The following is a 19437-nucleotide window of genomic DNA, read 5'->3' as shown; positions in this document are numbered from 1 at the left end:
CTTTCGGCATCGCGAACCATCTGCTCGTACTCGTTCCGCAAGCGGGTCAGGTCAGCGACCTTGATCGTTGGTTCCGCCTTCATGGGCACAGGCCTCCACGGGCAGCTGCAGCTGGGTGACCGCTGTGCAGTACCAGCCCCAGGCGGTCGCCTCCCAATCCGACACTGCCTGCGTCAGCCTTCGCTGCTGGTTGCGGCAGTCGTGGTACAGCGCCGCGACCTGGTCGTGATTCCCCAGCAGGGTTTCCCAGAGATCGTCCTTGGCTGCCGGCAGCTCCGGGCATTCGGCCTTGAGCGTTGCCGGCATTGGGGGCGTGGGCGGCAGAGGGAGCGGCGCCTGCGTTACTGCGGTTCCAGTGCTGCAGGACATCAGCCCCAGCGTGGCCAGTGCGCAGATCAGGGCGATTACGCAGGAGCGCAGCGAGCGCCTCTTGCTGCTGCAGGTTGAATTTACGTTGGTTCTCACGGTCCAGCTCCTGGAGCTCGGCGATGTGGTTGAGGCGCTGGGTTGCGCGGTAGTAGTTGGCAGTTGCCTGGGCCGATTGGGTCTGTAGCGTCTTGGCTGTTTCCTGCAGCTGGCGCAGCTGCAGCTCCAGGCCCTCGCGCTGCTCGATGGCGACCGATCCAGTAGCCCAGCGATGGCCTACTGCAAACCCTGCGCCGAGCAAGGCGGCAACGGCCAGGCACAGTGCCAGCAGCACCGAGGCGAAACGATAGGGGCGGGTCGGGTCTGCGATCAGGGGCATGTGGCCACCCCGGTCCAACCCGCTGCGAGATAGGCCGGCTCCAACGTCAGCAGGATTCGCTTCGGATAGCCGGTGTTCTCCCTGTGCGCCCAATCTGCTCGGGCACGGAACCGCTCGACAGCCCGCCAGTCGTTCGCATCCACGCCGCTGGTGTAGGCCAGAGCTCGTTCGCGGTTGAGCGCCTTTTCACCGCCGTTGTAGGCGCGGAAAGTGAAGGCCCACCGGCTGCAGCTGCTCATACGCCCCTGGCTGTACTCGGCGACGCGGTCGAACAGCCAGCGGTCATACAGAGCTGCAGCCAGAATGGCCTGCTGCGGATTCCAGGGATCGAATCCTGCCAAGTCGGCCGGATAGATGGTGGCGATCCATCGAGCCGTGGACGGCATGAACTGGGCGATTCCTTGGGCGCCCACGGGTGAGCGCGCGTCAGCTCGAAAAGCAGACTCCTGGTGCAACTGCGCAGCCAGGCGCGCGGAGCTCGCGTTGACGCCCCACGCGCGGGATGCCGCCTGTTCCACGCGATGTCGGTACAAGGCAGATGCAGGGGCAACCTTGACGGCGGTGCGGGCCGGCGCCGCTTCTGCCTTGCCGCAGATGGCCCCGGTGATGATGGCCACAAGCACCAGGCAGACCGCGATTGCCAGGCGCAGGCCGGGATCGGGGCGGCCGTGCCGGGTCATCCGATCAGCCCTGCCGCGATCATGGCCGCAGCGATCAGGGTCACACGCCGGGTTTGCGCCATGGATTTCTCGATGCCATCGAGATACCTGGGATCAGCGCCACGGAACAGCGTCAGGTCAACGCCGTGACCAATCACTGCTGCCATCGTCAGCTTGGCAGCGGCCCAGGCATAGGACGCGACCAGGATGGGATTGAGGATGGCCACGCTGGCCAGCAGAAACAGGCTCAGTGCCAGCCACAGCCAGATGTAGCCGATGCGGTCAAACAGCGAACCGAGGAAAGCGACGGCTCGGGTAAGGCGATTGTTGGGGTCCATGTGCACTCCGCTGTATGGGTAAGCGGGGTGCGGCCGTGCTACGCACGTTGATCGTCCCCCGGTACACACAGCTTCCGCGCGCGCGAAACTGGACGGGGACTAAAGTGCTTCAATGAAAAAGCCCCGCTAAGGCGGGGCGTATGTAGGTGGAGCCGCTGCAGGTTTCCTACGGTTCGTAGAGCTTACCGCTGCAGAGCGTTTCTAGGCCCTTATACAGGATGCTTAGATCCGCCGTAGGGAATAGCGCCTTGGTGATTAGCTTGCCATCCGGGTGCCAAGCAAACGGCTCAAATCCAACGTAGCCACCAAGGCTGTTTCGCGCGTTGAACTCTCCGCAGACGATGGGGGCATCTCCTTCAGCGGTGGACAGCTGAATGACACTCACGTTCCGGAACTCCACCGATTCGGGATCTTTCAACATCTGCCTGACCGCATTCTCAGCCCCAGTGACGAGCGGGCTCTGCCTGTCCTTGCAGCCCGTGCTGAGCATCAGAACAACACTGAGGACTGCAACACCCATCCATTTCATCAAGCCACCCTCCCTAGAAGTCAAAATTCCGCTGCACCCTGGCGAGGTGCAGCTGGCGTTGCTGACGAATGATCTCGTAGACCCGAACCTCTGTAAGGCCGTACTCGGTCACCAGCTGCGCAATGTTACCTCGCTTGGCCCGGCGGTAGATTTCTGCATCCCGCAGGGCGTTTCTGAGGCGCATGCCCTGCGGGATGTAGATTTGGCGACCGCCGGCATACTCCGCTTGGGCCAACATGCCAGCGAGGGCCAGCCGAGTGGCCTGCTCCTCATCCAGGCCAGCCCGGCGAAACGCCGCCTCCATGACCGCCACCAGCGCGACCAGGGTGCCTTCCCACTGTTTCTCGGTCAGGTCCAAAGGTGCGCTCGCGATCAGCTCGGCGGCTGCATCGGCGTCCGGTGTTCCGACCCAATCGCGTTGCTCGATCATCAGCGTTCTCCGTACTTCTCGTGTGCCTCAGCGCGCTCGCGCTCGGCGTCGTCGTCTGACATCTGGCCCAGCGAAACCATCTGGCTGATCCATGCCAAGCGTTGGTCCAGCCTGGATTCGCCAGCACCGGGATTGACGCGTGCCGTGGTGCCCAGGTGCCGGCCCGCGCGGGCGTGTTCTTCTCGTTCACGCTCAGCGGCTGCATCGGCCTGGTCGGCCAAGCCGAACACGACCGCGCGCAGGTAGCCGTGCGACTCCAGCGGGAGGGTCAGGTTCGGCCGCGCCACCAGCATCTGATCGATGCCTGCCACCCAGTGACGAACCTGTGCCGGGCGGCGGATGCCGCCGCGTTCGTCCTTGCAGACCGTGCCAGAGGCGACCAGGTCGGCCACTTCCTGGGCGAGCTTCACCGCGCGCCCCATTCGCAGGCCCTGTTTGGCCGGTTTGAACAGGCCGAGGTAGGCAAGCACCGCTCGGCCGAGCTCGGGCGGCATCGCCGCTACGGTGACGGCCAGGCGCTTGCCTTCCTCCTCCAGGAGAAACGCGTTGATATGGCCTTGGCAACCACAATCGGGACAAGTCGCTTTCATCAGTGAACCCGCAGATCCTTCAACGTGATAGTGGGCGGGCTACTCAAGCTCCCCAGGGCTGCCTCCAAAAATCCCTTTACATACGCATCCTCACGGCCATTGGCGCGTAGCAGCTCAACTCCGATCTGCACCACGCTGCTCAGATATGGGATCACCTGCGGCGGTGGGAGTGTGGCGATGCGCTCCAAGGTCACGCGCAAGGCTTCCCCGGTCGCATCCGCCTGTGCCTGGACCCGTTCGGCGTCACTTACGGTATTGCTCATGCTTCCCTCCGGTTGCAGTCGATCTGTAGCGCAGCAATCAGGCTGTGCAGTTGGTCATGCTTGAGGAACTCCAGGCGGTCCACCTGGAACATCCGCGCCGACATTGCATGCGCGTAGCTCCAGGGACGTCTGGCGCTGGCCAGCAGTGCCTCAACCTTTCGCAGCATCGGCACCTGGTCGGTGTTCTTCGGGCGGTCAGGGTGTGGCTTGCCCGGCTTGGCCTTCCAGCCAAGGCGGGTCAGCTCAGCCAGCACCGCGTCGCGTTCCCTCGGCGACATCTGCGTGGATGATTGCTTGCCCGTCACACGCTGCAGGAGCGCGCGATAGTCTGCCTCATCCATGCCGAGCTCCTTCTGTGCAACTTTGATCTTGGCGATCTGTGCGCGGCGCATTGGGTCTACCTTGGCGTTCATTCCGTCGCCTCACCCTTCTCGGGCCGTCCAATACGCACCAGGTCGATTTCAGTGCAGGTTTTCGTCAGATGCCGGCGCAGCGCGGCCGGCGAGCTCCAACAAGGATCATTGACCACTACCGTCGCTTTCTTGACCGATGCCTTGGTCCAGCGCTTGCCCCAGTCTTTTTCCATCATTGCTCGCTCCTTCGGGCTATAGGCGCAGATAGAGCGTGGCCGGTAGAACTTGGCTCCAATGGCATTTCCCGGCTCAACGAACTCCTGGCGGATCTCGCCGTCCACGTAGACCACGACTGCGAACTTGAGTGGTTTGATCTGCTTGACCACGATCTGGAGTCGATGGCCATCGGCCAGGGCCTCGACACCACCGGCCCAGGGCGTCGCCAGGGCTTGATCGAACCGCAACCACTCCTCTCGGCTGGGATGCTTGGTTTCAGCCTTGGCCATGGGCTGACTCCTTGTCGCGGAAGCAAACGAGGTTCGGGGCGCTGATGTGACGCACCAACCGCCAGGGGAACACGTCGCCGCGTGCGTCGATGTAAGCCGCCGCACGCTGTATGTAGCCCATCGCCTCCGGGGAGCGCGGGTCATTGGCACAGGTCAGGTCATAGAACGTCAGCCCTTCGATGTCCTGCTGGCGGGCAAACAGCTCGATGTCGGCGCGCACGGTTGCATCGGCCACGGCCAGTGCCAGCTCGGCGAGGTCGGCAGGAACACGCGCGGTCACAGGGCCACCGCCGACAGGTCCAGGGTGATGGGCTGATAGGCGCCATCCTTGTCCCGCTGGTACACGCGGACGTAGGACTTACTGCCCATGACCTGGACGGCTTCGCCAATGGCGCGCATGGCTTCCTGCCAGCGGGGATCGTCTATCTCCAGGCGCCTCAGCTGCAGCACCTGCCCGGTGCGGATGTTGCCCTGCTGATCGACGCGGAACGCATCGTTGATGATGGTGCGGATCTCGGTGCGCGCGCCCTCGGTCCACTCTGCCAGGCACTGGTCGATGAGTGCCTTGGCAGCCAACAGGCGTTCGTCAAACTTGATCGTCTCCTGGAACTGGCGGATCACCTTGTACTGGCCATCGAAGGCCACCAGCGTGACGTTGCCTTTCTTGCCGCCGATGTGGACGCGGTACTGCTCCGCACTGAGGGACACGAAAGCGGCAATGCTGTTGAACGCATGGCGCTTGAAGTCGGCCATTCTCTGGTGCAGATCCTGAGCGCGCTCAGCGAGCTCCTGCACCAGCTCATCGCGCAACTTGTCGATTGCCTTGATGTGCTGCTCCGGGACCAGGTGCCCCTTGGCGTCCTGTCGGTAGCCTTCGGGAATCGCGTTTGCTTGCATGGGTGGGGTTTCCTTGTTCATCAGAGGGTGAGGTGGCTGCGGGCTTCGGTAATGGCGCCATCGCACTGCATCAGCAGGCGCACCAGGGGCGCTGGTAGTCCGGCGGCGCGGGCGTCCAGCGCGGTATCCAGGACATCCTTGGCGATGGCCTCCAGACGCCGCTCCACGGCCAGAGCTCTTGCGGCCTGCGCCCGCTGCTCGCAACTGGCGGGCTTGGGCTCCGGTGCGGCTGCGTACTGGCTGCCGGTGGAGCCACGGACCAGCCAGAGCATCTGCGGATCGCTGCCCTGGCGCTCCACCTGGTTGCGGTCGATCAGCTCCCCCAGGGTGTCGTCAATGTCCAACGGCCGCGCATCGTGCAGGGTGGTGGCCAGCTGGGCGCGCGTCATGCAGCCGCCTGCCTGGTCGATTGCCTCCAGGATTCGCTGCAGCAGCTGCTGCAGCGACTTGGGGAACGGAACATGCTTCGTCATGGCGTCTTACTCAGTGCAGCCCACTGGTGGGGATGGACTGGCACACGTCCCACTCCACCTGGCAGCCGTGGAATGGGGTCGCCATCTTCGTGCGGGTCACCAGCTGGCCCTTGCGCTCGCGGATGTGCTGGGCGCCCACCAGCGAATCGCCGCGCGGGCGGTCGATGACGATCACGGGCCGGGCGCCCGTGATCGAAACGGAACGCGCCGTGAGGCCCTTATCGGCCAGAGCATTGATGGCCTCCAATGCAGCGGTCAGCTGATGCTGGATGGCGGTGCGATTCTTGTCGGTGGTGTTCATGGGAGACGCTCCTGGTTGTCGGTTTTGGCCGTTTGAGCGGCGCTTGCGATGGCTTCATTGCTCCACTGCAGCAACTGGCCAATGGTCAGCGAATCGAATGGGGTGGCTAGCGCGTAGCAGCGCTGGACGATCAGGCAGCGCGCCGGCAGTGCATCCGGTGATGCCAGCCTGGCGATGCCGCCCACGGCCGACACCAGGTCGGCCGTGAGACGGGAAATGGACGTGGTCACACCATCACGCCCAGTTCTTTGGCCGCGTAGCGGATGGACTCGCAGCAGATCCGCTCGTTCTTGGCCTGGGAGTAGATCGAGGCAAGGCGAAGCACCTTATTCAGGACGCGGAGTGCGCCCGGAAGGTCTGCGATCTGCCGGATCTGATCGCGGCAACCGGCATCGGCGATGTTCCAGGCATCAATGATCGCGTCGGCGTCACCCTTGACCACCTTGTGAATGACCAGGCGCTTGCCAACCCGGCTATACAGGCGGTCGAGGAACGGAGCGCGATTGCCGCCCGTCATCTGCGTGATGACACGATCATTGCCGCACAGCACGAGGCCGATGCTGGTCTGATCGTTGATAGCGCGGACCATGTCCAGCGCCTGCACGGTCAGGTGCTGTGCTTCGTCCAGGATCAGCAGGCCGCTGGTGTTACGCACCTTCTGGAAGATGGCCCGCTGGATGTAAGCGGCGGAGTTGACCAGGTCGCGTAGGCCCATGACTGCGGCAATCTCCTGCAGGCAGGTAAGCACGCCGCCCGTGGCCGGGGTCAATTCGACGTGCCAGACGTTCGGGCTCACGGCTGCATAGCGCTTGTTCGTGACGGTCTTGCCAAGGCCCGCGCCACCAGCGATCACTGCAATATCGCCCGCCATGTGTGCGTACTGCAGGACGGCGCGCAGTTTCTCGCTGGTTGGCGTGGTGACGAACTCAGGGCCTTCGGGCAGCTTGCCGTTGCTGATGCGCTCATCGCGGACATTGAGCCAACCGGCCAGCTTGCGAGCCACGTTTTGCTGGTTGCCCGCATAGGTGCCGCCCAAGAACTGCGACAGCGTGGCGCTGCTGATGTCCGATTCCTTTGCCAAGCGGGCCTGGCTCAGGTTCTTGTCTTCTTCCAGGGTGATGCGCAGACGGTCGCGCAGATCGGCGAGCTGCTCCGGTGACAGTTCTTCGGGGGTGATCGGGGTGACGGCCAGATTCATCGTGTTGGGTTCCTTGGATTGGTGCGGGTGCAGCGGGGCAACGGGTGGAAGGGGCGGACGTTTGAGGGCGGCGAGCTTCGATCTGCGGCGGACGATGCCACCGCCTGCTGCTGTCGCTTTCGGATTGGTCCGGGTGTCTACGCCGGATCTGAAACGGGCTTGTGCCTGGTGGCGGAGTGGGTGCGAACCTTCATTGCGAATGCGCTGGAGGTAGGCCTGCCGACGCTGGTAGCCGGTGGCGGGGTTGCTTTGCATCAGGCCTCCCCGTCAGGCGTGGTCCACAGGTTGTTCCGGCGCTGCTGGGCCTGCATGCGATCCATCAGCGACACGAACGCGCTTTCGTTGTCGTCGGTCCCGGTGCGCAGCCGTTCGGCTGGCTCGGCCTCCTGCACGCGCGGCGACTGCCGACGACCGAACAGCGGCGCGATCACGCCTGCAGGCGGCAGAGATTCGGGCATTGGCGCCGGCAGCTGGTTGGCGACGCTGGCAGCTTCCATCCGGCGTTCCGCATCCAACTGTTTGCGGGTGGCCTGGCGATACTGCTTCTTGGCCCTGGCGTGTTCGCGGGCTGCGCCGGTATCAGCGAAGCCAACGGCGGCAATACAGTCCAGCTGGCCGATGTAGACGTTGGCCAGGGTGTAGGCGTGCACAGCCTGGTGCAGATGCTCAGGATCAAAGCGAAGCATCACCTTCTGACCAGCGAACGGGGCGATAGCGTCGCTCCAGTAGCGATTACCCGACAGCCGCACGCTGCTATCGCGGCGGTCACAGGTGACCACGTCCGTGGACAGCAGCATTTCCCGTAGCTGCTCAGGTGATGCCTTGCGGATCGTGGCCTGTGCATAGCTGGCCTCAAAGGCGGCATCAAAGCTGCGGCCTGCCGCCGTGCGCGTGCGCCGTCCTTCGCGGGCGTTGTGGGCTGCAATTTCCACATTGAGGACGCGCACGAACTCATCCAGCGCGATGGCCTTGCTGCCGTAGTTCTCCGGCTTCGCGTCAGGCTTGTTGCCGGTGTAGGCGCCGGCAAACGCCGGATGCTTGGCAACGCGGTCGCAGAGATCGCGCCAGGCACGCTCGATGGGCTTGGCCTGGCCGTGGTACGGAGTCGCCCAGTGGATCTCGCAGCCCATGGCCGTCAGCAGGCCAGTCGGATCGTCCTCTTTCACCTTGAACCGGAAGCGATTCGCGGTGCCGCCGGTCAGCATCTTGGATGCGAAGCCGCGACCGTTGTCCAGCCAGACCTTGCCGGGAATGCCATAGCGCTCGATCACGTCACGGAACGCGAAGCGCGCAAGGTCCGACGACTCGGTTTCGGCGATGCGGTAGCCCAGTAGCTTGCCGCTGTAAAGATCCTGGACGCCCACCATGATGGGGCGGGCAACCGTGCCGTCCGGCCACCGTGCGAACACGTCGAACTTGTGGCCGTCGCTGTTCACTGCCTCCAGCGCGTGGAACACGCTGCGGTCGCGCTCCTGGGCCGGGAACGTCTGATTGAATCGTTCCTGGCCTTCACGGGCCATCACCAGGACGGCGCGCGGCAGTTCTGCCTCAACACGGCGGGTAAACGTCTTTGCACACGGAAGCGCAGGCCAATCCTTGGTGGCGGCGATGCGTTGCAGGCGGTCATAGCAGCTTTGCGCGCTCGGAGCCTCGACCCGCAGATAGTCGGCCTTGAACAGATCCCAGGCCTCGGCGTGAATCTCGGCCTTGGCCTTGGTCGCGGCGTATGCCGGCACCAATAGCGCCAGGCGGTGCTGCTTCTCGGCTTTGGCCACCAGCGCGGCCCAGCGGCCCAGGCTGGCCACGCTCACGCCGCCGACCTGGTCGCGCTGCATCTGGCTGGCGACGATCTGACGCGCCGCCATCAGAGGATGGCCGGCAACCTGCAGCGCCTCAACGGCCTGCAGTGCGCGCAGGCGGCGTGCGGCTTCGTCCTTCAAATGCTGCGGGACGGCCTCGTAGCGCTTCCACGCGGACGCGATGGAATCGACGTTGGCCTGGCGAATCGCCACGGCCCGCTGCGGCGTCTCGCTGACCTGACCGGCGATGACAGCTGCGGCCTGTACGTCTGCCGGTAGCGCATCAACGGCATACAGTCGGCGACGACCACCGCGAGTGGACTTTTCCACAAACGCCCAGCCCTCGCGCTTGGCGCGGATCTCGACGGCTCGCTTGGTCTTGCCCAGGCTGCTGGCCAAGGTGGCCAGGTCCAGCATCGAACGGGGGGACATGTTGCCGTCCGCCATTAGGATGCCCTCACGCTCAGGCGGTGCAGCTGGCGCAGGCGCTGGCTTGCGACGACACGCTCACGGTGGGCGCGGCCGATTTCAACGTCCAAGGTTTCGGCGCCCAGCAGCAGCTGGCCACCGATGACCTGGGCCTGCCACTCAGCGAGCAGCGTCCCGCCGCAGATCACTTCCAGCACGGGGGCAATCCACAGCGGAATGTTGAACGTCTCGCGGCTGGGCGCGGTGTAGCCGTCGAGCATCGCCTTGGATACGTTCTGGCCAGTCAGGCGACTGGCGCGTGCGGCCACTTCGTGCCGGTCCAGGCCTGCAGCGTGCGCGGCCTCCAGCATCTGGCCGACCAGCATGCTGACGGACTTGCGGTAATCCATGGTGCCGTTGACCGGCGCCGAGGGGCGTGGGGTCAAGAAGAAGTCATAGGGCTGGCTGGGCTGACGATTCATCCTTGCGTCTCCTGCTCGGTGGGGGCGCCTGTGCGCCGTGGGGAAGCGGTAGATAGAGGCGCTGTTCATTGCGGGGCGCCAATTTGTGGATTGCGGCCTGTCCGCAGGCTGCTAGGCTTTGCATCAGGGGGCAGCAGCGGTTTGCGGCCTCCTGGGCCACGGTTCGGCTTACCGTCGGCGCCGTACCGGCTGGGCCAGATGGCCTGGGGTTCCATTCCGAGTGCCTCTGCAATCAGGGCCTCGGCTTGGGGGTACGGCCGACGGAGAGCCGGATTCAGGCTCGCCCCGTTGGTGTAGCCATTCAGTAGCGCGATCTGCCGCAGAGAGATTTCCTTGCGGTGCAGCGCCGCTACGATGTCGGCGGCATGCCAGTCCTTAGCGGGACTGGCTTTTCTCGGGGTATTCGTTGCTGACATTTCGTACCTGTCATTTGAGCGATGACTACGGGGCAGATGCTAAACCCATTTGGGTGCTTGTCAACACCCAAACGTGTTTCGCACTTGGTCGGCGACGACACAAATGGGTGTTTTCGGGAATCTGTCTTTATGAAACAAATACTTACGGGAAGTGCGAAACGATGAATCACGCAGAGAATCTGATTCGCACTTCCGGCGAGGAAAGAGCGAAACCCGAATGGGTGTCGATTGGCGCGCGACTGACCACCGTTCGGGGTTCGAGGACGCAAGGGGAGATGGCCACCCTGATCGGGGTGTCCAAAAACACCTATGGGCGCTTTGAACGCGGCCTAAGAGAGATTGGGGCGGAGTGCTTGGCTGCTCTGGTGCAGCAGGGCTGGAACGCCAATTGGCTGCTGACAGGCTCGGGCGATGAACGCCTGGATTCCGGCACGAATACGCGCCAAAACAATGACTTGCGGCAGTCTCAGGTGGTGAGCCAGTCGTCTGTGAAGATCGCCGCGCAACTGCTCCAGGAGGCGCTCGATGACGCGGATGCTGTTCTGGCCCCGGCCCAGTACGGCGAGGCGCTTGTTCTGCTGGCTCAGCTGCTGGAAAAGGGACTGCCGGAAGCGGACGTAAGGCCGTTTGCCCAGCAGACTGTCGGGATGATCGTTACAGGGGCAAAGGATGCAGGAGCAGCGGCAACTGGTAGGTAGATTGAGGGCGATTCTGCGGGACGCGATCCCACGGAGTCATTGGGAGACAAGGCTTTCGGACCCCGTGCCGGCAATGCCAGTGCATCTGCGGCGCGCACGCGCACGCTATGAAATCCAGGACCTCGCCGCCCGCTATGGTTGGCAGCGGGAAATTGAACGGGATCTGCTCCGCCTCGGCGTTCCTTCCCTCAAATATCTGAGCCAGGAGCAACTCGACCAGGTGCTGGTCAGGCTCAAGGGCCTGGAGGACTGTCTGCAGAACATCTGCGATCCACCCGATGGACCGCCAGCCCGTTGAAGCCCCTTTAAACACAAGTCAAACGGCCGCCATCACTGGCGGCCGTTTTGCATTTCTGGTGTCCAATCGGGTCAGATAGGGCCGGTTTCGCAAACCGAGCTCTATCTATCAATAGATGTCACTCGACGGGTGAAACGCTTGCCAGACGGGGCTTTCGTCCCATTTCATCCCGTTTCATCCCGTTTTTTCCCCGTTCTCAATCTCTAAGTCCCCCAACAACGGCATTTCCCCTATTTTGCTGGTCACCGGGGCATTGGATCGCCCCGCTTACAGCGCGGCCACGGAGGGCGGCTAGTCTGCCGTCGATCCGGTCGCGCTCATCCGCGCCATGACCGCCATGGGATTGGATCCCATGATCGTGAGACTCTCTTGAAGCACACCACCCTGATCGCACTCTCCCTCGGCCTGCTCGCACCGCTGGCCGCCCATGCCGCGCAGGATCTGCCGACGCTCTACCAGGCCTATGAAGAGGCCGGCTATTCGACGCTGAGCATGGAAGAACTCAACCAGACGGTGACCTTCACCGCCGTCGCGCTGGGCGTTTCCAGCAACCTGCAGGGCGAGCCGCTGATCGAGGCCGGCGATGACCAGGGTAATGTCCTGGCCCGGCTGACCACCGACGATGCGCAGCAGGCCGCCAAGCTCAGCGCACTGGAAGAAGGCGCCACCTTCACCGCCAGCTGCACGCTGCAGTTCAGCTCCGGCTCGGACTATCTGTCGTTCGGCGACTGCGCCGTCAAGTAAGGACGAAGCCGGCGAACGCCGGCTTCTTCTCTTTGTCTCTGTAGAGTCGAGCCGTGCTCGACTCATGCCATGTCAGGGGCCCGCAGGTACCGGACCATATGCATTCTCCTGCGGCGTACCCGGCAGCAGCGCGAACACGAAGATCACCAGGCCGCCGAACGGAATGAAGGCCAGCAGGTACATCCAGCCCGACTGGTTGCAGTCATGCAGGCGGCGCACGGTGACCGCGATGACCGGCAGCAGGGTAGCCAACCAGAACACGACAAACAGGATGATCGACGCGATACCCAGGCCATCCGACTGCATCACCAATCCGGCGATGAGCGGCACCATCAGCACGGCTGAGACGATCAACAGGAACAGCTGGAACATCCAGTACTCGCGACGGTTGGCCCGACCATCGAACTGGGCGTAACGCTTCAACGGCAGAATCATTTCCTGCACGGCATCAATCCTTGAAAAAGTGGCCGCGCAGTGTGCCAAATGCAGGCGCGCAGAACAATGTGGCGTCGAGCCGGCTCAGCGGCCCTTCGCGGCCCGCGCCGCTTCGCGCTCCGCACGCAGCCGGTCCAGCTTTTCCTTCAGCTTGATTTCCAGGCCACGCGGAACCGGGTTGTAGTACACCCGCTCGCCCATCGCATCCGGGAAGCCGGTCTGGTCCAGTGCGATGCCGCCTTCGGCATCGTGGTCATACTGGTACTCGGCGCCATAGCCCAGCTCCTTCATCAGCTTGGTCGGCGCGTTGCGCAGGTGCAGCGGCACTTCTTCGGTGCCGCTCTCGCGCACATCGGCCTTGGCCTGGTTGAAGGCGGCATAGCCAGCATTCGACTTGGCGGTGCTGGCCAGATAGAGCACCAGCTGGGCAAACGCCAGCTCGCCTTCCGGGCTGCCCAGGCGCTCGTAGATGTCCCAGGCTTCCAGCGCCATGCTCTGCGCGCGCGGATCAGCCAGACCGATATCCTCGATCGCCATGCGGGTCAGCCGGCGCGCCAGGTAAGACGGATCGCAGCCGCCATCAAGCATGCGGGTCAGCCAGTACAACGCGGCATCAGGGTTGGAGCTGCGCACGGACTTGTGCAGCGCCGATATCTGGTCGTAGAACTGCTCGCCACCCTTGTCGAAGCGGCGGGTGCGATCGGCCAGCACCTGGGTCAGCGTCTGCGGGGTAATGCGGCCACCCTCCCCACCCGCCAGTTCGGCGGCGATCTCCAGCAGGGTCAGCGCACGACGCACATCACCATCGGCGGCGGTCGCGATTTCCAGCAGAAGCTCGGGGGCGACTTCGATGCCCTCCTCGCCCAGGCCGCGTTCGCGATCACCCAGCGCACGTTCCAGCGCCTCGACAATGTCGGTGGGCGAAACCCCCTCCAGCACATGCACGCGGCAGCGCGACAGCAGCGCCGAGTTCAGCTCGAACGACGGATTTTCGGTGGTGGCACCGACGAACAGGATCGTGCCGCGCTCGATGTGCGGCAGGAACGCATCCTGCTGCGCCTTGTTGAAGCGATGCACCTCGTCCACGAACAGCACCGTGCGGCGACCTTCAGCGAAACGCTGCGCGGCCTCGGCCAGCACCTGGCGCACTTCCGGCAGGCCGGACAGCACGGCGGAGATGGCGCGGAATTCGGCGTCAGAATATTCGGCCAGCAGCAGTGCCAGCGTGGTCTTGCCGCAGCCCGGCGGCCCCCACAGGATCATCGAATGCACGCGACCGGATTCGACCGCGCGGCGCAGCGCGCTGTCCGGCGCCAGCAGGCGCTTCTGCCCGACCATCTCGTCGAGGGTGCGCGGGCGCATGCGCTCGGCCAGCGGGCGCAGATGATCCCGATCGATGCTCAGCAGATCGGGGCCGGGGAAGGAGGTTGAACGATGTCTTGCCACGCGGTCATTGTACCGCGAGAGCGTGCCAACCAAGGTTGGCACCCACCAGCGCCAGGCCACAGGAATCGGTAGTGCCGGCCGCTGGCCGGCAGATCAAAAACGTGTCAACCAAGGTTGACACCCACCAAGGCGGTGCCGGTTGACACCCACCAGGGCGTTGCCGGTTGACACTTCAAGGCGGTGCCGGTTGGCACCCCGGTAGCGCCGGGCCATGCCCGGCGCCCCCGATCAGTTGCCGATGACGTCGGTGCCCTTCGGCGGGGTGAAGCTGAAGGTGCCGGCAGCGAAGCCCGGGTTGCGCTTCCAGCCACTGAAGGTGATCACGGTGCGCTGGCCGACGGCGTCGGTGATTTCCATCCTGGCCAGACCCTGGGCGTTGAAGCCCAGCGCGGCGTACTGGAAGCTGGCTTCGGTATCGCGCTTCGGCGACAGCGACAACCACTGCAGGCCGTCACGCTGCGCGGCTTCCTCGCTGAGGTCGTACTGCTGCTCCAGCAGCGCCGGGTTGATCAGCGCGGTCAGCGGGCTGTTCTGCTCTTCCTTGCCCTGCTCGCGCACGGTGGCCTGCTCCAGGTCCGGCTCGTACATCCAGACCTTCCTGCCGTCGGCCACGATCAACTGTTCGTGCGGGCGCACATACTCCCAGCGGAACAGGCGCGGCGCCGACAGCGCCACGCGGCCGCTGGTCGACTCCTTCACGTTGCCGCGGCTGTCGAACACCTGCTGGCTGAACTGGCCATCCAGGCCCTTCAGGCCGCTGGTGAAGGTCTTCAGGTCATCGCGGGCGCCAGCCCAGGCGCTGCCGGCGGCGGCGCAGGCCACGGCCAGGGTGGTGGTGGCAAGGAAACGGCGGAAGCGGAAGTTCATGCGGGAATCCTGTGGGCGCGGGCGCCAGGAAAGGTGGTTGCCAGTGTGCCCGGGCAAAGATGAATGGGCGATCAGGGCGACATTATGCCGCCCTGAACGTCCCTCGGCGATTCAGCCGCCAGTCGTCGGCAGCTTGCCGTACAGCACCTGGCCCCGGAAGCCGCGCCGCACTTCGCGATACAGCGCGCGGAACGCCGGATAGTCCTGCGGCTGGCACAACGCCTCCGGGCCACGCACCGCGTTCTGCTGCAGGCGGTGGCGCACGATCACGTCCTGGCCCTCGCGGCTCCAGTCCACCCGGTACTCGCCGGCAGCGTTGGCAAAACGCTGGCTGGCCGGGATGGCGATGATCGGTGCAGTGGCCGGGAACTGCAGGCGATAGGTTTCCTCGCGCAGGCTGGCGTTGCAGTAGAACGGCGTCTCGTTGGCCGGCGCCGAGGCGGTGGCGTACAGCCCGCGCACCGACTCGCCACCCGGCGGATCCGGCACAGCCATGCCACCGGCCACGCTGAAGTCGGCGTAGTCCTCTGCCTGGAATGCCATGCGGTAGCCGAACGGCCGGGTCAGGTCGACCGGCACACCCTGGATCTGTAGCTGCCCTCGCCCGTCGAAACCGGACGCGGCCATGATCTGCTCTTCAGCGCGCGCACGGTTCTGCGCGTTGAGCTGGGAGAACTGGGCGCGCATTCCGATCTCGGCGTTCTCGCCGAGCTTGGGAATCGTCTCGCCGCGCAGGTTGCCGTTGGCGTCGAAGGTGAAACGCACTTCCATCGAAGTGGCATTACGCTGCGGCGTATTGGCCGGGGTACGCGCCAGGCTCGCATCGCGGGTACGCATCACCGGCGCCCCCAGGTCGCCTTCCGGCAACTGACCGAAGCGCGCCCAGGCGGTGGTCGAGTCCAGGTACAGATCGAACTCGGGGATGTAGGTGATGGCGTGGTTGAAGCGGCCCAGTACCGGGATCTTCGGCAGCGTCGGCCCACCACCGGCACCGATCAGCACCGGCGAACTGGCGATTCCCTTGGCGGCCAGCAGTGCCTCCAGGATCGTCACATGGTCCTTGCAGTCACCGTAGTGGTTGTCCAGGATGCTCTGCGCGCTGTTCGGCTCCAGGCCGCCGTTGCCCAGATACACCGCCACATAGCGGATGTTCTGCGCCACCCAACGGTAAAGCGCATCGGCTTGTTCGCGGCGATCGCTGATGCCGGCGGTGATCTGGTCGGCCAGCGCCTGCAGTTCCGGCGTGACCTGCGCCGCCGGACCCGCCTTGAGCTGGTAGGCGCGGCCCATCTGCGACCAGTCACGATAGGTGCTGGCCATGATGTTCGGGCCGAACTCCCAGCCCGCCGCCGACCAGTTCTGTGCCGGCATGGCTTCGCGGCGCTGGTAGCGCCAGCGCCACTGTGCCTGGCCGTTCTTCACCGTTGGGCGATCGCTGCCCTGCACGCCGCGGCTGTCGACGAACATCGGCAGGTTGGCCGGCGCACTGAGGGTGACCTCGGCGTCCTCGTACTCGGTGAAGACATTGAAGGTCTCCCACAGGCCGAAGTAACCCGGGAAGTATGGCGTGGCCTGGGTACGGCGCACCTGGTAGTACAACCGCGTACCGGGGGCCAGGTTCGGGAACACGATCACCCGCACCTTGCGGTCGGCGTACATCGCCGCCGAGGCACTGGAATAGCTTTCCTGGGTATAGATGCGGTCGGCGGGCACGTCGCGGCGCTGGCCGTCTGCGGTGATGGTGTAGGCGCCGAGCACGTCCAGCGTCTCCATCTTCTCGCTGTAGCTCAGCCGCACCTGGCTGAACTGCTCGACGGAGGCCTTGGTCTTGAGCAGGACCTCGTAGGTTTCGGTCTGCACATTGCCCGCATCCGGCCGCACCTGGTAGTCGGCGCGGTAACGGACAATGCTGAAATTATTGCTGGCTTCGGTATCGCCGCTGGTGGAAGGCGGCGCCGTGGCGGGCGCGGAGGTGGCGGTGTCTGCCAGTGCCGGGCCGGCAGCCATCAGGGCTGCCAGCGCCAGTGCCAGCGCGCTTGGTACGGGTTGAAGCATGCGTCGGTTCCTTGGACGTCGTGGGGATACGTCGGGTCTTACTTCGGCGGCGGCGGTGCCAGCACCGTGCGGTCGCCATTGTGCTCGGGCGAACTGACCACGCCGGCCGCTTCCATGGCCTCGATCAGCCTCGCTGCACGGTTGTAGCCGATCTTCAACCGGCGCTGCACACCGGAAATCGATGCTCGACGGGTCTCGGTGACCACGCGCAGCGCCTCGTCATACAACGGGTCGGACTCGTCGCCGGAAGAACTGTTCTCGGGCAGGCCGGTAGCGCCGACGACCACGCCGTCACCCATCGTCTGCACTTCGTCCAGCACGCCGTCGACATAGTCGGCCGGGCCCATCGCCTTGAGGTGTTCGACCACGCGATGTACTTCCTCGTCGGAGACGAAGGCGCCATGCACGCGCTCGGGCATGGCGGTACCCGGCGGCAGGTACAGCATGTCGCCGTGGCCCAGCAGGGTTTCCGCGCCGGACTGGTCGAGGATGGTGCGCGAGTCGATCTTGGAACTGACCTGGAACGCGATACGGGTCGGGATGTTGGCCTTGATCAGGCCGGTGATCACGTCCACCGACGGGCGCTGCGTGGCCAGGATCAGATGGATGCCGGCCGCACGCGCCTTCTGTGCCAGGCGCGCGATCAGCTCTTCCACCTTCTTGCCGACGATCATCATCATGTCGGCGAATTCGTCGATGAAGATGACGACGAACGGCAGCGTCTCCAACGGTCGCGGCGCCTCGCCCAGCTCCGGGTTCGGCTTGAACAGCGGGTCCATCAGCGGCTGGCCGGCGTCCTGGGCTTCCTTCACCTTCTTGTTGAAGCCGGCCAGGTTGCGCACGCCCACCGCGCTCATCAGCTTGTAGCGGCGCTCCATCTCGGCCACGCACCAGCGCAGGCCGTTGGCGGCCTCCTTCATGTCGGTGACCACCGGCGCCAGCAGATGCGGGATGCCCTGGTAGACGCTCAGTTCGAGCATCTTCGGGTCGATCATCAGCATCCGCAGGTCTTTCGGCGAGGCCTTGAACAGCAGGCTCAGCACCATCGCGTTGACCGCCACCGACTTGCCCGAACCGGTGGTACCGGCCACCAGCAGGTGCGGCATGCGCGCCAGATCGGCCACGGTCGAGCGGCCGGCGATGTCCTTGCCGAGCGCCAGGGTCAGCACGCTGGCCGACTTGTCGTATTCCTTCGAGCGCAGCAGCTCGGACAGGTAGATCATCTCGCGGGTGACGTTGGGAATTTCCAGGCCGATCACCGACTTGCCCGGAATCACGTCGACTACGCGCACCGACTTCACCGACAGGCCGCGCGCGATGTCCTTGTCCAGCGAACTGATCTGGCTGACCTTGATGCCCGGCGCGGGCTCGATCTCGAAGCGGGTGATGACCGGGCCGGGGTTGGCGCCAACCACCTGGGCGTCGATGCGGAAATCCTTCAGCTTGAACTCGATCTGCCGCGACAGCGCGTCCAGGGTTTCCTTGTCGTAGCCCACCGGCTGCGGTTTGGGGTCGTCCAGCAGGGCGAGCGGCGGCAGGTCCGAGCCGTCGCCGTTGACGCCACGGAACATCGGGATCTGCGTGTCGCGCTTGGCCCGGTCGCTCTTCTCGATCACTGGTTCCGGGCGTGGCTCGATCTTCACCGGCTCGCGTTTGGCACGCACTTCAGCGTCAGCCTTGCGCACTTCCTGGCGCTCCTCGCGCATCACCCGGGTCTGCTGCCATTCGGTGACTTCTTCCTTCTTGCGCTCCAGCAATGGCGCCAGCGACATCACGCCGCGGCCGATCTTCTCCATCACCACGAACCAGGACAGCCCGGTGGCCAGGGTGATCGAGGCCAGCAGCAGCACCAGCACGAACAGGTTCGCACCCAGTGCGCCGAAGCCCACCGTGAGCGAGTTGCCGACCAGTTTGCCGAGGATGCCGCCAGCATGGGCCACGTCGCCACTGAACAGGCGCACGTGCAGGAAGCCGGTGCCGGCAATCAGGAAGCCGACCAGCCCGACCAGGCGCAGTGCCGGATCCAGGTCGTTCTCGCCCTTGCTCTCGCGCTTGAGCCCGAACATGGCGATCCACGCCAGCGCGCCCAGCACCACCGGCAGCAGGAACGCGATGTAGCCGAACAGCTGCAGCAGCACGTCGGCGATCCATGCACCGGCGCGGCCGCCGAGGTTGTGTACCGGCGCGACCACGCTGCCGGTATGCGACCAGCCCGGATCAGTGGCTGAATACGTGAAAAGACTGGCCGCCAGGTACAGCAGCGCCGGCGCGATGGCGATCAGGCCAAGGTCGCGCCAGAGACGCTGGCGGCGTGGATTGTCGGTCGTCGCCGCCGCGGCCGTGCGACGTGACGCCTTGCTGTCGTCGGACTTGGAGCGTTCGGGGACCTGCTTCGCCACCTTAGACCATACCTTTGGAATGCGCTGTTAGTGATTGATAATAAATGAGACGGCGTCAGTTTTCAGTTATGCGACATCGGACAGGGCATTTGACCGCCAGAACCACCG

Annotated in this window: 26 protein-coding genes; 3 read left to right on the top strand and 23 right to left on the bottom strand. The window is 64.7% G+C overall.

The features are described 5' to 3' along the window. Nucleotides 1–51 precede the first annotated feature (51 nt). From ACZK2G_RS10610 to ACZK2G_RS10525, 18 genes are all read right to left on the bottom strand, one after another. Nucleotides 52–465: a hypothetical protein gene (locus tag ACZK2G_RS10610; protein ID WP_478475504.1), complete on the bottom strand. Its 414-nt coding sequence runs from the start codon at nucleotides 463–465 to the stop codon at nucleotides 52–54. A gap of 270 nt (nucleotides 466–735) precedes the next feature. Beyond that, nucleotides 736–1425, bottom strand: coding sequence for a transglycosylase SLT domain-containing protein (locus ACZK2G_RS10605; RefSeq protein WP_478475503.1), 690 nt, complete (start codon nucleotides 1423–1425; stop codon nucleotides 736–738). Beyond that, nucleotides 1422–1742, bottom strand: coding sequence for a hypothetical protein (locus tag ACZK2G_RS10600; RefSeq protein ID WP_478475501.1), 321 nt, complete (start codon nucleotides 1740–1742; stop codon nucleotides 1422–1424). Before ACZK2G_RS10600 ends, ACZK2G_RS10605 begins: the two co-directional genes overlap by 4 nt. 166 nt (nucleotides 1743–1908) lie before the next feature. Beyond that, the gene (locus tag ACZK2G_RS10595; RefSeq protein WP_478475499.1) at nucleotides 1909–2271 is read right to left on the bottom strand and encodes a hypothetical protein; all 363 of its coding nucleotides are present in this window, start codon (nucleotides 2269–2271) and stop codon (nucleotides 1909–1911) included. Nucleotides 2272–2284: 13 nt separating this feature from the next. After that, complete coding sequence (locus ACZK2G_RS10590; RefSeq protein ID WP_478475497.1) at nucleotides 2285–2701, bottom strand: Mor transcription activator family protein; 417 nt, start codon at nucleotides 2699–2701, stop codon at nucleotides 2285–2287. After that, nucleotides 2701–3291 (bottom strand): hypothetical protein, encoded by a 591-nt coding sequence (locus ACZK2G_RS10585; protein ID WP_478475496.1) that lies wholly within the window; start codon nucleotides 3289–3291, stop codon nucleotides 2701–2703. The genes ACZK2G_RS10590 and ACZK2G_RS10585 overlap by 1 nt, the downstream gene beginning before the upstream one ends. Further along, on the bottom strand, nucleotides 3291–3554 hold the full coding sequence (locus tag ACZK2G_RS10580; protein ID WP_478475494.1) for a hypothetical protein: 264 nt from the start codon (nucleotides 3552–3554) through the stop codon (nucleotides 3291–3293). Before ACZK2G_RS10580 ends, ACZK2G_RS10585 begins: the two co-directional genes overlap by 1 nt. After that, nucleotides 3551–3967, bottom strand: coding sequence for a gp16 family protein (locus ACZK2G_RS10575; RefSeq protein ID WP_478475492.1), 417 nt, complete (start codon nucleotides 3965–3967; stop codon nucleotides 3551–3553). The genes ACZK2G_RS10580 and ACZK2G_RS10575 overlap by 4 nt, the downstream gene beginning before the upstream one ends. Next, the gene (locus tag ACZK2G_RS10570; RefSeq protein WP_478475491.1) at nucleotides 3964–4413 is read right to left on the bottom strand and encodes a hypothetical protein; all 450 of its coding nucleotides are present in this window, start codon (nucleotides 4411–4413) and stop codon (nucleotides 3964–3966) included. Before ACZK2G_RS10570 ends, ACZK2G_RS10575 begins: the two co-directional genes overlap by 4 nt. Further along, entirely contained in the window at nucleotides 4400–4693 is a 294-nt protein-coding gene (locus ACZK2G_RS10565) for a hypothetical protein (protein WP_478475490.1), read from the bottom strand. Before ACZK2G_RS10565 ends, ACZK2G_RS10570 begins: the two co-directional genes overlap by 14 nt. Beyond that, complete coding sequence (locus ACZK2G_RS10560; RefSeq protein ID WP_478475489.1) at nucleotides 4690–5331, bottom strand: DUF3164 family protein; 642 nt, start codon at nucleotides 5329–5331, stop codon at nucleotides 4690–4692. The genes ACZK2G_RS10565 and ACZK2G_RS10560 overlap by 4 nt, the downstream gene beginning before the upstream one ends. Next, nucleotides 5331–5783: a hypothetical protein gene (locus tag ACZK2G_RS10555; protein WP_478475488.1), complete on the bottom strand. Its 453-nt coding sequence runs from the start codon at nucleotides 5781–5783 to the stop codon at nucleotides 5331–5333. The genes ACZK2G_RS10560 and ACZK2G_RS10555 overlap by 1 nt, the downstream gene beginning before the upstream one ends. Before the next feature lie 10 nt (nucleotides 5784–5793). After that, nucleotides 5794–6084 (bottom strand): hypothetical protein, encoded by a 291-nt coding sequence (locus tag ACZK2G_RS10550; protein ID WP_478475486.1) that lies wholly within the window; start codon nucleotides 6082–6084, stop codon nucleotides 5794–5796. Further along, nucleotides 6081–6269 carry a hypothetical protein gene (locus tag ACZK2G_RS10545; protein WP_478475484.1) on the bottom strand — a complete coding sequence of 63 codons (189 nt, stop codon included), beginning with the start codon at nucleotides 6267–6269 and terminating at the stop codon, nucleotides 6081–6083. Before ACZK2G_RS10545 ends, ACZK2G_RS10550 begins: the two co-directional genes overlap by 4 nt. A 41-nt stretch (nucleotides 6270–6310) precedes the next feature. Further along, nucleotides 6311–7537 (bottom strand): AAA family ATPase, encoded by a 1227-nt coding sequence (locus ACZK2G_RS10540; protein WP_478475483.1) that lies wholly within the window; start codon nucleotides 7535–7537, stop codon nucleotides 6311–6313. Further along, the gene (locus ACZK2G_RS10535) at nucleotides 7537–9513 is read right to left on the bottom strand and encodes a transposase domain-containing protein (protein WP_478475481.1); all 1977 of its coding nucleotides are present in this window, start codon (nucleotides 9511–9513) and stop codon (nucleotides 7537–7539) included. The genes ACZK2G_RS10540 and ACZK2G_RS10535 overlap by 1 nt, the downstream gene beginning before the upstream one ends. A gap of 14 nt (nucleotides 9514–9527) precedes the next feature. Next, nucleotides 9528–9971 carry a hypothetical protein gene (locus ACZK2G_RS10530; protein WP_478475479.1) on the bottom strand — a complete coding sequence of 148 codons (444 nt, stop codon included), beginning with the start codon at nucleotides 9969–9971 and terminating at the stop codon, nucleotides 9528–9530. Between the two features lie 65 nt (nucleotides 9972–10036). Then, nucleotides 10037–10387 carry a helix-turn-helix domain-containing protein gene (locus ACZK2G_RS10525; RefSeq protein WP_154263167.1) on the bottom strand — a complete coding sequence of 117 codons (351 nt, stop codon included), beginning with the start codon at nucleotides 10385–10387 and terminating at the stop codon, nucleotides 10037–10039. A gap of 275 nt (nucleotides 10388–10662) precedes the next feature. Here ACZK2G_RS10525 and ACZK2G_RS10520 point away from each other — a divergent pair, with 275 nt between their 5' ends. The 3 genes from ACZK2G_RS10520 (at nucleotide 10663) to ACZK2G_RS10510 (ending at nucleotide 12127) form a co-directional block, all read left to right on the top strand. Continuing rightward, on the top strand, nucleotides 10663–11085 hold the full coding sequence (locus ACZK2G_RS10520) for a hypothetical protein (protein ID WP_478475477.1): 423 nt from the start codon (nucleotides 10663–10665) through the stop codon (nucleotides 11083–11085). Nucleotides 11086–11158: 73 nt separating this feature from the next. Next, the gene (locus tag ACZK2G_RS10515; protein ID WP_478475475.1) at nucleotides 11159–11383 is read left to right on the top strand and encodes a hypothetical protein; all 225 of its coding nucleotides are present in this window, start codon (nucleotides 11159–11161) and stop codon (nucleotides 11381–11383) included. Nucleotides 11384–11752: 369 nt separating this feature from the next. After that, nucleotides 11753–12127, top strand: a complete 375-nt coding sequence (locus ACZK2G_RS10510; RefSeq protein WP_046982921.1) for a hypothetical protein — start codon at nucleotides 11753–11755, stop codon at nucleotides 12125–12127. A gap of 72 nt (nucleotides 12128–12199) precedes the next feature. On the opposite strand, the gene ACZK2G_RS10505 is transcribed toward ACZK2G_RS10510, so the two are convergent. From ACZK2G_RS10505 to ACZK2G_RS10485, 5 genes are all read right to left on the bottom strand, one after another. After that, nucleotides 12200–12571 (bottom strand): DUF805 domain-containing protein, encoded by a 372-nt coding sequence (locus ACZK2G_RS10505; protein ID WP_046982920.1) that lies wholly within the window; start codon nucleotides 12569–12571, stop codon nucleotides 12200–12202. 75 nt (nucleotides 12572–12646) lie between these two features. Then, complete coding sequence (locus tag ACZK2G_RS10500) at nucleotides 12647–13924, bottom strand: replication-associated recombination protein A (protein ID WP_014037159.1); 1278 nt, start codon at nucleotides 13922–13924, stop codon at nucleotides 12647–12649. Nucleotides 13925–14236: 312 nt separating this feature from the next. Further along, nucleotides 14237–14875, bottom strand: coding sequence for an outer membrane lipoprotein periplasmic chaperone LolA (gene lolA / locus ACZK2G_RS10495; protein WP_478475473.1), 639 nt, complete (start codon nucleotides 14873–14875; stop codon nucleotides 14237–14239). A gap of 111 nt (nucleotides 14876–14986) precedes the next feature. Next, entirely contained in the window at nucleotides 14987–16930 is a 1944-nt protein-coding gene (locus ACZK2G_RS10490; RefSeq protein ID WP_478475472.1) for a DUF3857 domain-containing protein, read from the bottom strand. A 38-nt stretch (nucleotides 16931–16968) separates the two neighbouring features. Further along, nucleotides 16969–19329 (bottom strand): DNA translocase FtsK, encoded by a 2361-nt coding sequence (locus ACZK2G_RS10485; RefSeq protein ID WP_046982916.1) that lies wholly within the window; start codon nucleotides 19327–19329, stop codon nucleotides 16969–16971. Nucleotides 19330–19437 lie beyond the last annotated feature (108 nt).

The sequence above is a fragment of the Stenotrophomonas sp. 107298_Sma genome, assembly GCF_056480345.1.
This window is presented reverse-complemented; position numbering and strand designations above follow the sequence as displayed.